This window comes from Amycolatopsis sp. NPDC049691, assembly GCF_040675005.1.
GTDB lineage: Bacteria > Actinomycetota > Actinomycetes > Mycobacteriales > Pseudonocardiaceae > Amycolatopsis.
Genome location: NZ_JBFANX010000032.1, coordinates 1 through 12,310, shown reverse-complemented (window position 1 = coordinate 12,310; position 12,310 = coordinate 1). Strand labels below are relative to the sequence as shown.

Sequence of the window (12,310 nt, the reverse complement as noted above, 5' to 3'; positions counted from 1 at the left end):
CAGTGCTGTCAACAGGCCGCTCGAGCCTCAGCGGGAGTCCGGTGTGGAGGGTGCCGCCGTGGTGGCGCCCTCGTGGATCGTGCACGGCAGGAGCAGCTGGCGGGGCTTGGGGTTCTTCAGCAGCCCGACGAGCACGCGCACGGCGTGCGCGCCCATTTCGTGGCGCGGGATGCGGAACATCGACCAGTCCGTGCCGGTGCTCGGCACCGCGTGCGCGTGCGGCTGCTGCGACGGGTCGGCGTCCCCGAGCACCACGATGGACAGGTCGTCGGGCACCCCCAAGCCGAGTTCGTGCGCGCAGGCCAAGAGGCCGTCGGCCATCGCCGAGCTCTCGACGAGCAACGCCGTGACGCCCTCGTCGAGCGCCTGCCGCAGCGCGATCGCCGGATCGTCGGCGAGGAAGACCAGCGGCGGACGGCGGTGCTTGCGCGCGGCGGCCTCGTACCCGGCGCGCCGGTCGAGGGTCGGTTCGTTCTCCTCGGTCACGCTGAGCAGGCCGATCCGGCGGTGCCCGAGGCCCCACAGCCGTTCGTGCACCTCACGGGTGGCCGCGACGTAATCCGCGCCGACGTAGCTGATCGGCCCGGTCGGCGACTCGCGGCGGCCGACGAACACGAACGGGAACTGCTCCTCGACGAGCTGCGCGAGCTCCTGCGGGTCGTTGTGGCGGCCGAGCAGGATCGAGCCGTCGGCGATGCGCAGCCGGTTCGTGCCCTGTTCGTAGATGCGGCGGCGCCCGTCGCGGCGGCCACCGCTGGTGAACAGCAGCAGGTCGAAGCCCTGCGCCTCGGCCTCCTCCTCGATGCCGAGCAGGAACGGCCGGTAGAAGTCGGCGACGCCGGAGGGGAACACCGACTCGTAGGTGAAGACGCCGAGGATCTGGTTGGACCCGCCGCGCAGCCGCCGGCCCATGATGTCCACCGTGTACCCGGTTTCGCGCAGCACCTGCTGCACGCGGTCGCGGGTCTCGGGGGTGATGCGCAGGCTGTCGGAGCCGTTCAGCACCATGGACACGACGGCCTGCGAGACGCCGGCCAGGCGCGCCACCTGGGCCTGCGTGACCCGGCCCGAACCCGCCGTCATCGGTGACTCCCTCCCGTGCGGTTCGCCTGGACTCTACCGGCGGCCGCATCAGTACCCCCGCACTTCCGGCCACCTGCGTTCCACGCCGGCGGCGTCCAGCACGCGCGCGAAGTCCTCGAAGAGCCGGCTGTCCGCGTGGACGCTCCGCGGCTCGACGTCCTCGCTGATCGCGAAGGCCGCGAGCAGCCCGGCGACCTCGCCGATGTTCCACTCCACCGGGTGCAGCCGGAAGCAGCCGTTCGTGATGTGCGTGGTGCCGATGTTCTTGCCCGCGGGCAGCAGGTTCGTCATCCGGACGGGCAGCAACGCGCCGAGCGGGATCTCGTACGGCACGCTCGCGACGTCGATGTAGTTGTCCCCGCCGGTCGACGGGTGCAGGTCGATCCGGTAGCTCCCGACCCCGACGGCGTCGGCGCGGCGCACCCGGCCGTCGACGCCGAGGATCTCGGCCGAGACGTCGTGCTCGGTGACGGTCGTGACCGCCTTGATGCGCCGGGCTTCGCGGACGTACGCGGATTTCGCGAGCCCGTCTTCCGTGCCGGTGACGTCGGGCCGGAGCTTGAGGCCGGGGAAGCCGGTGCCGCCGTCCGCGCGGGGCGCCTCGGTCTGCAGCCAGTACAGGACGGACAGGCTGAGCTGCTTGGCTTCGTGGTGGGCTGCCTCGACGTCCGCTTCGCCTGCGTGGCCGGGGACCGTGAGCGCGGGCTTGAGCCAGTAGTCGTTGAGCGGCCAGTTGACCAGCGTGATGTCGGAGCCGAACGCGCCTTCGGTGTGCAGGTTGCGGGCGAGGATGCGGCGGAAGGCCCACAGTTCCTTGTCGCCGGCGTCGGCGCTCTGGTCGGCGCTCACCGCGAGCGGGTCGCCGGGCGGGTTCGGGACGAAGGTGCGTTCCACCGGTTCGAGCGTCCGCGGGTCCGGGGCGGCGAAGCCGAGCAGCGGGCCGGGCCAGAAGTCGGGCTGGTAGCCGCGCCAGAAGCCGTACATCTCCGGCTTGTCGATGACGTGGTTTTCGCCTTCGTGGTGGGAAACCGCGAAGCAGTAGGTGATGCCCTGGAGGTTCGCCGGGGCGGCCTCGTCGGGGGCATGCGGTTCGCCGTGGTCCGCTTTGGACTCGGCCCCGGTGACGTGCTCGGTGCCGGTGAGCGGCAGGAGGTCGCCGTTCTCGGTGGCGTCGAGGACGTACTGGGCTTTGACGGTGACGCGGTCTGCGCCGTTCTCGAGCGTGACGGCGTCGACGCGGTCGTTCGTGGTGTGCGCTTCGACCGGGCGGTGGTGGCGCAGGACGTGGATCCGCCCGGCGCTGACGTGCGGCGCGAGCATGGCCTCGATGACGGCCAGTGCCACCCGGGGTTCGTGGCACAGCTTGCTGACGCGCCCGGCGCCGGGGTTCAGCTCCGGGTGCTTCGCGGCCTCGGCGCGCAGCGGGTAGTGGCGGCGGTAGTGGTCGCGGATGCCCGCGCGCAGGTCGCGGTAGGTGCGGGTGGAGCCGAACCGCTCGATCCACGGGTTCTCGTCCGGCGGAACGGCCTGGGCGGTGAGCTGCCCGCCGAGCCAGTCGGTCTCTTCGGTGAGCACGACGCGCCGCCCGCGGGCCGCGGCGGCCAGCGCGGCGGCGACTCCACCGAGTCCCCCGCCGACCACCAGAATCTCGGTGTCCAGTTCCCTCATGAGCCCTTCCCGGCGCTGATAATTCGAATTACTACGCGGGTATGGTGCGACCCGGGCGGGTCGGGCGTCAAGAGCCAGAACCGGACAGGACTACAGCGGCAGGCCCGCGTAGTTGTCCGCCAGCTCGGTCTTCGCGGCGGTCGACGTGACCGTGCGGCGGAGCTGGGACAGCTGGAGCTGGGCGTCGAAGTCGTCGCCGTGGCGGTGCAGCATCGACGTCATCCACCAGGAGAAGTGCGTGCAGCGCCAGACCCGGCGCAGCGCCGTCTCCGAGTAGGCGTCCACGAGTTCGTCGTCGCCTTGGAACGACGCCTTCAACGCACGGGCCAGCAGGGCGACGTCGGCCACCGCCAGGTTCAGGCCCTTCGCGCCGGTCGGCGGCACGATGTGCGCCGCGTCGCCGGCCAGGTAGAGGTTCCCGTGCCGCATCGGCGTCGTCACGAAGCTGCGCATCGGCAGGACGCTCTTCTCCGTGATCGTCCCGGTTTCGAGGGTCCAGCCGTCGAGGCCCAGCCGTTCGGACAGCGCCGTCCAGATCCGGTCGTCGCTCCACTCGGCGATGTCCTCGTCCGGCGCCACCTGAAGGTAGAACCGGCTCACCCGCGGCGAGCGCATGCTGTGCATCGCGAACCCGTCCGGGTGCCAGGCGTAGATCAGCTCGTCGGTCGACGGTGCGACGTCGGCCAGCACGCCCAGCCACGCGAACGGGTACGTCCGCTCCCAGACCTTCGGGTCCGGGACGGACGCCCGGCTCGGCCCGTGGAACCCGTCGCAGCCGACGACGACGTCCGCGTCGATCCGCCGGGCCGTGCCGTCACTGTCCACAAAGGTCACGTACGGCGTGCCGGTGACGTCGTGCACGGCCACGTCCGAAGCCGAGTAGTACGCCGGGCGGCCGGCCTTTTCCCGCGCCGCCATGAGGTCCTTGGTCACCTCGGTCTGCCCGTAGACGGTCACCGACCGTCCGATGAGGCCGGTGAAGTCGATGTGGTGGCGCTCCCCCGGTGCCTGCAGGTAGATGCCGCGGTGCTCCATGCCCTCGACGTCGAGCCGGTGCCCGAGGCCGACCTGCCGCAGCAGCTCGACCGTGCCCGCTTCGAGGATGCCCGCGCGGATGCGGGCCTGGACGTACTCGGCGGTCTGGCGTTCGACGAGCACCGAGTCGATGCCGTCGAGGCCGAGCAGGTGGGACAGCAGCAGCCCGGCCGGGCCGGCGCCGACGATGACGACCTGGGTGCGCACTGGAGCACGTCCTTTCCCGCGGGGAGCCCCGAGCATCTCCCGGCGGGCCGGGCACCGACTACGGCATTCTCATTCAGTGAGAGAGCGTCCGCGAGATGCCGCGCGCCGCCGCCCGCAGCGCCGGGATCTGCATCCGCGCGTTGCGGTCGTTGGGCACGATCACCGACAGCGCCGCGACGACGGTGTCGCCGCGTCCGCGCAGCGGCACCGCGATGCCCGTCGTCTCCTCGTCGATGAACCCGGCGCAGAACGCGTAGCCGTCGCGCCGGACGTCGGCCAGGAACCGCCGCAGCCGCGCCGGGTCGGTCAGTGTCGTGCGGCGGAACGCCTCGAGCGGGCCGGACAGAACCTGTTCCTGCAGGTCGGCGGGTGCGTGGGCGAGCAGCACGAGCCCGGACGACGACGCGTGCAGCGGCAGCCGGCCGGCCACGCGCGTCACGTTGACGACCGCGCCGGGCGCCGAGAGCCGCTCGACGAAGAGCACCTCGCGGTCCTCGAGCACCGCGAGCTGGGTGTGGTGCCCGACGACGGCGTGCAGGTCCTCCATGAAGGGCATGGCGGCTTCGCGCAGCCCGAGCGTCGGCGACGCGCGCGACGCCAGTTCCCACAGCCGAACGCCCACGCGGATCCTCCGATCGGGGTCGCGGCTCAGCCAGCCGTGGCCGACCAGCTCGTCGACGAGCCGGGACGCCGTGGCGATGTGCAGGTTCGCGCGGCGCGCGATGTCGGTGACGCGCAACGCCGGCGTGTCCGGCCCGAAGGTCTCGAAGATGCGGACGGCCCGCGTCAGCACGGAGTCGCGTTTCTCCACGTCAGGCAGTGTGCCCCACCGCGGCGGGGCACACCGCCCGGCGTCACGGCAGCGAGTTCAGGAACGGCTCGTGGCTGTTCTGGAACTCCCAGTTGTAGTACTTGTCCCAGTTGATCGACCAGGTCATCAGGCCCCGCAACGCCGGCGAGGCGCCGCCGCGCAGCGTGTACGAACCGCAGCCACTGCCCTTGACCAGGCAGTTCACCGCCGTCTGGACGTCGGCGGGCGAGGTGTAGCCGTTGCCGGCGCTGACCGCGGCGGGCAGGCCGATCGCGATCTGGTCGGGGCGCAGGCCGGGGAAGAACTGGCCGGTGTTCGCCACGGTGAAGCCGGCTTTGAGCATGTCGGTCATCGCGATGTGGAAGTCCGCGCCGCCCATGTTGTGGTAGGAGTTGTCGAGGCCCATGACGGGACCGGAGTTGTAGTCCTGGACGTGCAGCACGGTGAGCGAGTCCCGCAGCGCGTGGATGACGGGGAGGTAGGCGCCGGTCCGCGCGTCACCCGCGCTCGTGCCGCCGTAGAACTGGTAGCCGACCTGCACGAAGAACGTCTCGGGCGCCATTGTCAGCACGAAGCCCGAGCCGTACTTGGCCTTGAGCGACTTCAGCGCCGAGATGAGGTTGACGATCACCGGCGTGGTCGGGTTGCGGAAGTCGGTGTCGCCGGCGTTGAGCGAGAGCGAGTGGCCCTCGAAGTCGACGTCGAGGCCGTTGAGGCCGTACTTGTCGATGATCGCGGAGACGGAGCTGACGAACTTGTCCCGCGCGGCGGTGGTGGTCAGCTGGACCTGGCCGTTCTGGCCGCCGATGGAGATGAGGACCTTCTTGCCCTGCGCCTGCTTGGCCTTGATGGCGGCGGTGAAGTCGGCGTCGCTCTCGACGTTCGGGCATTCGGTGGCCGGGCAGCGGGTGAACCGGATGTCCCCGGAGGTGACGGAGGTCGGTTCGCCGAAGGCGAGGTCGATGATGTCCCAGGCGGCGGGGACGTCGGCCATCCGGACGTAGCCCGAGCCGTTGGCGAAGCTGGAGTGCAGGTAGCCGATGAGGGCGTGCTTGGGCAGGCCGGTGTCGACGCAGCCGGCGGTGCTCCCGCCGGCGGTCGCGCTCTTCGGCGACTCACCCGCTCCGTTGTAGGCGGCGACCGAGTAGCTGTGGGTCGTGCAGGCGGCGAGGCCGCCGATGGTGGCGCTGGTCCCGGTGGTCGTGGCGACGACGGTGCTGCCTTCGTAGACGCGGTACCCGGTGACGGTCCCGGCGCTCGCGCCCCAGCTCAGGGCGATGGAGTTGTTCGTCGCTGTGGTGATTTGCGGGGTGCCGGGAGCTGTGGGCGTACCCGGGGTGGTGCCACCGGGTCCGTCGAGGACGACGTCGTCGGCGTAGTAGGTGCCGGCGCCGTACCAGCCGTGGAGGTAGAGCTGGGCGGAGGTCTGGTTGCCGGTGGTGAAGGTGAGGGACAGCTGGTTGTAGGCGCTGCCGTTGCCCGACCAGGTCGACGGGCCGCCGGTGACGCCGAGGTAGACGGGGTTCCCCCGCACCCAGGCCGAGACGGAGTAGGTGGTGTTCGGCTGAACGGACACGGTTTGCGAGCACTGGGCGTAATCGGCACCGACGGGCGTGCCGGCGAGGGCGTAACCGCCGCTGTGCGCGGGGGTGGTGACGGTGGCGGCGTTCGCGCAGGTCCAGCCGGTGAGGGAGCCGGCTTCGAAGCCGGGGTTGGCGAGGAGGTTGGCCGCATCGGCGGTTCCGGTGGCGATCCCGGAGAGCGCGAGCAGTGCGGCGGCGAGGAATGCGGACAGTCTGGAACGCCTCATCGGGTCCTCCAGTCGGGGAGACTGGAGGTATTGTCTAGACCAATATGTAAAATGTTTAGACCAACTAAAGGCGGTTTCGACGGCGGGCGAGCCTCGCGCCCGCGCCTCGGCAGCCGCTGTGGGCCCGCGCGTCGGCCGCCGCCGTGCCCGCGCCTCGGCGGCTGCTGTGGTCAGCCTCGCGCCACCGATCGCCCGAACCGCGGCCCCGGCCCGCCTGCGCCCGCCGCCGAGCAGCCCTCCTCAGCCCCGTCCCCACACCCGCCGCCGAGCAGCCTTCCGCAGACCCCCGCCTCACACCCACCCCCGAGCAGTCGTCCGCCGCCCCAGCCTTCCTCCCGCCCACCGCCGAACAACCTTCCGCGGCCCCGCACCCGCCGCCGCGCAGCCTTCCGCAGCCCAGCCCGCCTCGCGCCCGCCGCCCGAGCAGTCTTCCGCGGCCTGTCGTGAGTGTTCAGGGCGGTTCTAACCGCCCTAACCACTCACGACATCTTGCACGGCTCGGCAGCTCACCAGGGACTTGGCCACCACCCGCGTCCGCCTCGCGCCGGCCCGGTCGATCACCTGCACGCTGCTCCACCCCGCCGGCACGCGCTCCGCCAGCAGGCCCTCGCGCCAACGTCCCACGCGCCGCACGTGGCGGGCGAACGACCGCGGCCGCACCACTCTCCCCCGGCTCCGCTGCCCCGCCAGCGCCTCCGCAGCCGTCGCGTCCAGGAACAGCAGCCGTACCGGGCGGCCGCTCACCGCCCCCACCAGGGCCAGCAGCGCCCGCGTGGTCGCGCGCGTCGACGGCTCGTGGACCACGATCGGCCCTCTCGCCAGCGCCCGTCTCACCACCCGGGCCCGGTGCCACGCGTGGACGACCGGCCGGTAGCAGCGGTACGGGACCGACGGCACCGCCGCCGCCAGCCGCGTGCGGACCTGGTCGGAATCCAGCACCACCAGGCCGGGCGCGGCGTGGCCGAGCATCGTCGTCTTGCCCGCGCCGGGCAGGCCCGCCACGACGAGCATGTCGCGGGGCCCGAGTTCGATGACCGTGGGCTCGCTCATGCCCCGTCAACGCCCCGGCGAAGGTAATGGTTCCTTTACCTTTAACTCACGGAACGTGACCGTCCGAGGAACAGACCCGACCGTACGGACGGCACCACCCGGAGAGGCGCGCCGATGTCACCACCCGTGCCCGAAGTCACCCACTCGCCTGAAAACCCATGCGCGGCAAGGCATTCGCCGGCCGGGAACCGCTTCGGGTGAAGATCGTCCCGGCCCCTTCCCGGCGTCCGGATTTTGCCTATCTTCTGAAGGGGACGCTCGGCCTAGAACAGGGGAACTCGTCATGACCCAGTCGCTGGAACTCCCGGTCCAGGAATTCTGTCTCGATTGGACGCTCACGGGCGACGAAGGCGGCCGGGTCGGCGTCACGCTCTCCGGGCAGGTGTCCCTGCTCGACAACAACCGGTTCTACAAGATCGACGGCGTCGTCTACGTCACCGAGGGTGACGCCGATATCCGCGCGGTCGGCAACCCGTGCCTGTCCGTGCGGCGCAACGGCGTCGAGAAGTCCGGGCGCCAGTGGGGCTGGGAGATGTGCTCGGCCCGCAAGCGCCTCGCCGCGCTGAACACGATGGAGGGCTACTTCGTCCGCACCGGCTACTGGGCGCCGGCCGACCGCGCGATCCAGCTGAGCCTCTGCGCCGAAACCGGGTGGAGCAGGCGGAAGAGCTACAGCCCGCACGTCACCGTCCGGATGGTCGACTGACCACTGTGGACGCGCGGCGCCGCGCCGCCGCGACCACGAGCCCCGCCGCGACCGCACCCGCGACGGCGCACCCGGCCCCGAACCCCGGCGCCGGTTCGTGCACCCGCAGCACACAGACGCACAGCCAAGCGACGGCTCCGAACAGCAGGCCCAGCACCGGCCCGCCGACCGCCGCGCCGCGCCAGCGGTGGCCGTTGCGGATGGTTCGCAGCCCCGATTCCAGGTAGGCGAGCGCGAACAGCGCCAGGATGAGGCTGCCCGCACCCATCGCGCTGGCCAGCGGGTGCTGGCTGGTGAGCAGGGTGAAGACCTGGGTGACGGGCCCGGTCCGGACGGTCGCGGTGACCGCCCCGCCGACCACCCACCGCGCGATCGCCGGCAGGGTGAGCTCGGCGGTGAAGCCGTTGCCGTCCGGTTTGGCGATGGTTTCGGCCGAGCCGAGCGGAATCCCGGCGGCGGACAGGCTGAGCGCGACCCGCCCGGGATTCCCGGCACCGGCGAAGGTGAGCGGCTTGCTGAGGTCCACTTCGACGGGCGCGGTGACCCGGGCGCCGCCGAGCAGCAGGGTGGGCGACGCCTCGTGCGGCAACCGGTCGGGATTGAGCAGCGCGAGGACGATCAGCACGACGGCGGCGGCCGCGGCGGCGAGCCGCAGCCAGAGAACGGCGGCCCGCGAGCGGCTGGAGTCGGAATCCGGGGCGAGTGTGCCGCCGGTCGGGCCGGAACCGGCGCCGAGCGAGCCGGACCCGGGCCCGCTCGCGAAGCCCGGTCCGGAGCCGATGGCGCCGGATCCGAGGCCGCCGGCATGGCCGGCCTGGGAGCCACCCGCCAGGCTCGTGCCGCCGGCAGAGCCCGGTCCGAAGCCGCCTGCCGCGCCGGCCTCCGCACCCCCTGCGCCGCCGGCAGAGCCCGGTCCGAAGCCGCCTGCCGAGCCGACGCCCAGCCCACCGGCGAAGCCGGCCTCGGCACCTCCCGCGCCGCCGGCAAAGCCCGGTCCGGAGCCCGCCGCCAAGCCGGCCGCGCCCGCGCCGGCCGCCGCGCCGAAGCCAGGACCGCCTGCCACGCCTGGGTTCGTGTCCAACCCACCACTCGTCGCCACGAGTGTCGCGTTTGGACCCGTCGGCCGTCTCACCGGCCGCGTCCGCTCGTCCACCACCGGCGCCGTCGGCGAGTTCAGCCCCGCGATCACCCGGGGCGTCAAGTGCAGCACCGGTACCCCGGACCGCTCCAGCCATCCCGGCCCGTAAACCGCCGTCGCCGCGGCCGCCAAGTCCGCCGCGAACGACTCCGCCTCGCGGTACCTCGCGTCCAGTTCCCGGGCCAGCGCGCGCATGATCACGCCGGCGATCGGCATCGGCACTCCCGAAATCGGCTTCGGGTCGGTGAACATGTGCTGGCGCATCATGCTGATCGCGCCGCGCGTGTTGTCGAACGGCAGCTCCTTCGACAGCAGCTCGTACAGCACCGTGCCCGCCGCGTACACGTCGGCCGCCGGGCTCAGCGCGTTGCCCATCGCCTGCTCCGGGGCGATGTACGCCGGCGTGCCGAGGATCTCGCCACCGTGCGTGACCAGCGTCGCGCCCTCGCTGATCACCCGGGCGATGCCGAAGTCGGCCACCTTCACCACGCCCTGCAGGTTGAACAGCAGGTTGCGCGGCTTGACGTCGAGGTGCAGCACGCCCGCGCGGTGCGCCGCGTGCAGCCCGGCGAGCATCGCCAGGCCGATCGCGCACGCCTGCTCGCCGCTGACGCCGTCGCCGTGGAACCGGCTGTGCACCGTGCCGCCGTCGAGGCGTTCCATCACCAGCAGGTGCTCGCGGCCGGTGCGGACGTAGTCGTACACCGGCACGATGTGCGGGTGGTCCAGGCTGGCCAGCACGCGCGCCTCGCGGTCGAACAGCTCGCTGCTCGCCGCGTGGTTGAGCACGTCCCACGGCAGCTGCTTGATCGCGACGTGCCGCCCGAGCGTCCGGTGCGTCCCGGCGAACACGACCCCCATGCCGCCCTCGCCGATCTCCGCCCCGATGTCGTACTGCGGCAGGGCGGCGACCAGCTCGGCCGGTGCGCTCATCGGGTGAATTCCTGCGTCGGCGGGACGGCCAGCCGCACCGTGGTGTCACTGTCGGTGACGGCCGGCGGCGGCGCGGGGTGCGGCGTCAGGTAGCCGAGCAGGAACGCGATCGCCGCGGCGCCGAGCACCACCGGGATCTCGACCGCCGGCTCCGGCGGGACCAGCCGCAGCACCGACAACGTGATCACCGCGACCAGGCCGGTGCCGAACCCGGCGGGCAGGAACCGCAGGCCACGACGCCAGCGGTTGGGCGCGAGGCGATGCCGGGCCAGCGCGAGCAGCGCGGTCAGCCACGCGAGGACGGTGAGCACGAGCATCGCCAGGCCGAAGACGCCGTAAACCGACCAGAAGGACCCCTGGACGTCGGCGACGGTGGTCGCTTCGCCGAGCGTCACGCGCTGGGCGTCGAGCAGCTCGACCGACGACGGCAGCAGTCCCGTCGCCTGTCCGGCGAGATCGCCGAGGTCGAGCACGAACGTCCGGGTGATCGAGCCCCGCGCCGGAACTTCGAAGGGTGCCGTCGTGTCGTAGGCGAAGAACGTCAGGGCGAGCGCGACGCCGGAGAGCCGCACGCTGCGGACCTTCACCGGCGCGGTGCCCGAGTTGGTGGCCACGACCTGCAGCTCGATCTGCCGGGCCGGGTCGATCGGGACGGTCGCGTCCGCGACCGGCCGCCCGTCGATCGACGCCTGCACGTCGAGCGAGCCGGAGTCCGCCGAAGCGGCCGGCGCGCCGACCAGTACGGCGCACAAACCCAACGCAACCCCCGCCGCGATGACACGTCCCATTGGGCATCCCCTACTTGCGTTATCCGACTGGTCCGGAATGCTACAGCGAGCACACACCGGGGAGGGACGTCCCAATGCGATTCGTGGTTCGGCTGTTTTTCGGCGCCGTGGCCGGAACGTTGCTTCTGCTCGCCACCGCGACCAGCGCCAACGCACAATCACCATACATATCCTCGGTTAGTTTACAACCATCAACCGGGAAGGCTGGGAGTTCCTTCACCATTGCGTGGAATTTCTATCCCTGCAAAGGCCCGGTCACCTTTTCGTGGAATGGCACGCCGATGTGGTCGGCGAACACCGACCTGCAGACCAACACCAAAGGCACCGTCGCGGCCACGGTGCCCGCCGGCGCGCAGCCCGGCACCTACCCGGTGACCGGCACCTGCACCAACGCCCGGACCGGTGCGGCGCTCAGCGGCGGCAGCCGGTTCACAGTGACCGCCACGCCGACCACGACCCCGCCGCCGACCACGACCACCCCGCCGGTCGTCACCACGAAACCGACCCGGCCCGGCACCACCACGACCCCGCCGACCCCCACGACCACCACCCCGCCGGCCACCACGAGCACCCCGCCGACGTCGACCACCCCGGCCACGCCCGGCACGCCCACGACCACCAGCACCGAGCCGAAACCGGGGGAACTGGTGCTCGACCGGCCGAGCGTCCAGCCCGGCGACGAGCTGTCGGCGTCCGGAAAGGGCTGCAACCCCGGACGGCGGGTCACGCTGACCGCCGACGGCACCGAGGTCGGCTCCGCCTTCACCGACAGCTCCGGCGCCTTCACCGCGCCCGTCCAGTTCACGCGGATCGAAGCGGGGCGGCACACCGTCGTCGCCGAGTGCGGCGTGCGGCTGACCGGCTCGGTCGACCAGGTCGTGACCCGCTCGTCCGGCGGGCAGACCGGCACCCTCGTCGTCCTGGTGTTCTTCGTGCTCGCGGGCATCACGGTGATCCGCTTCCGCTGACCCCCGGTTGACATGCAGCCGTTGGGGGGGGGGGGGTGGATTTGGCGGCGAACGGCGGGGTGTGTGGGGGGGGGGGGGCGGGGCGGGGGGTGGGAGGGGGGGGGCGCGGCCCC

10 protein-coding genes are annotated in these 12,310 nt (G+C 72.0%); 2 read left to right on the top strand and 8 right to left on the bottom strand.

From position 1 onward, the window contains the following. Positions 1-27 precede the first annotated feature (27 nt). The 6 genes from AB0J40_RS43665 to AB0J40_RS43640 form a co-directional block, all read right to left on the bottom strand. On the bottom strand, positions 28-1,083 hold the full coding sequence (locus AB0J40_RS43665) for a LacI family DNA-binding transcriptional regulator (protein ID WP_364465878.1): 1,056 nt from the start codon (positions 1,081-1,083) through the stop codon (positions 28-30). Positions 1,084-1,131: 48 nt separating this feature from the next. After that, positions 1,132-2,751 (bottom strand): FAD-dependent oxidoreductase, encoded by a 1,620-nt coding sequence (locus AB0J40_RS43660; RefSeq protein WP_364465876.1) that lies wholly within the window; start codon positions 2,749-2,751, stop codon positions 1,132-1,134. A gap of 90 nt (positions 2,752-2,841) precedes the next feature. Further along, entirely contained in the window at positions 2,842-3,993 is a 1,152-nt protein-coding gene (locus AB0J40_RS43655; RefSeq protein ID WP_364465874.1) for a 4-hydroxybenzoate 3-monooxygenase, read from the bottom strand. Positions 3,994-4,066: 73 nt separating this feature from the next. Further along, on the bottom strand, positions 4,067-4,804 hold the full coding sequence (locus AB0J40_RS43650) for an IclR family transcriptional regulator (RefSeq protein WP_364465872.1): 738 nt from the start codon (positions 4,802-4,804) through the stop codon (positions 4,067-4,069). A gap of 43 nt (positions 4,805-4,847) precedes the next feature. Continuing rightward, a complete protein-coding gene (locus tag AB0J40_RS43645) occupies positions 4,848-6,614 on the bottom strand; it encodes a glycoside hydrolase family 18 protein (RefSeq protein WP_364465870.1) in 1,767 nt (588 codons plus the stop codon). Positions 6,615-7,085: 471 nt separating this feature from the next. Beyond that, positions 7,086-7,664: an AAA family ATPase gene (locus tag AB0J40_RS43640; RefSeq protein WP_364465868.1), complete on the bottom strand. Its 579-nt coding sequence runs from the start codon at positions 7,662-7,664 to the stop codon at positions 7,086-7,088. Positions 7,665-7,947: 283 nt separating this feature from the next. On the opposite strand from AB0J40_RS43640, the gene AB0J40_RS43635 reads away from it, so the two are divergent. After that, positions 7,948-8,370 (top strand): hypothetical protein, encoded by a 423-nt coding sequence (locus AB0J40_RS43635; protein WP_364465866.1) that lies wholly within the window; start codon positions 7,948-7,950, stop codon positions 8,368-8,370. Here the strand turns inward: AB0J40_RS43635 and AB0J40_RS43630 are convergent. Next, the gene (locus AB0J40_RS43630; protein ID WP_364465864.1) at positions 8,348-10,441 is read right to left on the bottom strand and encodes a serine/threonine-protein kinase; all 2,094 of its coding nucleotides are present in this window, start codon (positions 10,439-10,441) and stop codon (positions 8,348-8,350) included. The genes AB0J40_RS43635 and AB0J40_RS43630 overlap by 23 nt on opposite strands. Continuing rightward, positions 10,438-11,229, bottom strand: a complete 792-nt coding sequence (locus AB0J40_RS43625; protein ID WP_364465862.1) for a hypothetical protein — start codon at positions 11,227-11,229, stop codon at positions 10,438-10,440. Before AB0J40_RS43625 ends, AB0J40_RS43630 begins: the two co-directional genes overlap by 4 nt. A gap of 281 nt (positions 11,230-11,510) precedes the next feature. Here AB0J40_RS43625 and AB0J40_RS43620 point away from each other — a divergent pair, with 281 nt between their 5' ends. Continuing rightward, positions 11,511-12,197 carry a hypothetical protein gene (locus tag AB0J40_RS43620; RefSeq protein WP_364465860.1) on the top strand — a complete coding sequence of 229 codons (687 nt, stop codon included), beginning with the start codon at positions 11,511-11,513 and terminating at the stop codon, positions 12,195-12,197. The last annotated feature ends 113 nt before the right edge of the window (positions 12,198-12,310 follow it).

Excerpts from the sequence above, each read along its gene's own strand:
- AB0J40_RS43665 (WP_364465878.1), bottom strand. The coding sequence starts at position 1,083 with ATGACGGCGGGTTCGGGCCGGGTCACGCAGGCCCAGGTGGCGCGCCTG.
- AB0J40_RS43660 (WP_364465876.1), bottom strand. The coding sequence starts at position 2,751 with ATGAGGGAACTGGACACCGAGATTCTGGTGGTCGGCGGGGGACTCGGT.
- AB0J40_RS43645 (WP_364465870.1), bottom strand. The coding sequence starts at position 6,614 with ATGAGGCGTTCCAGACTGTCCGCATTCCTCGCCGCCGCACTGCTCGCG.
- AB0J40_RS43640 (WP_364465868.1), bottom strand. The coding sequence starts at position 7,664 with ATGAGCGAGCCCACGGTCATCGAACTCGGGCCCCGCGACATGCTCGTC.
- AB0J40_RS43635 (WP_364465866.1), top strand. The coding sequence starts at position 7,948 with ATGACCCAGTCGCTGGAACTCCCGGTCCAGGAATTCTGTCTCGATTGG.
- AB0J40_RS43630 (WP_364465864.1), bottom strand. The coding sequence starts at position 10,441 with ATGAGCGCACCGGCCGAGCTGGTCGCCGCCCTGCCGCAGTACGACATC.
- AB0J40_RS43625 (WP_364465862.1), bottom strand. The coding sequence starts at position 11,229 with ATGGGACGTGTCATCGCGGCGGGGGTTGCGTTGGGTTTGTGCGCCGTA.
- AB0J40_RS43620 (WP_364465860.1), top strand. The coding sequence starts at position 11,511 with ATGTGGTCGGCGAACACCGACCTGCAGACCAACACCAAAGGCACCGTC.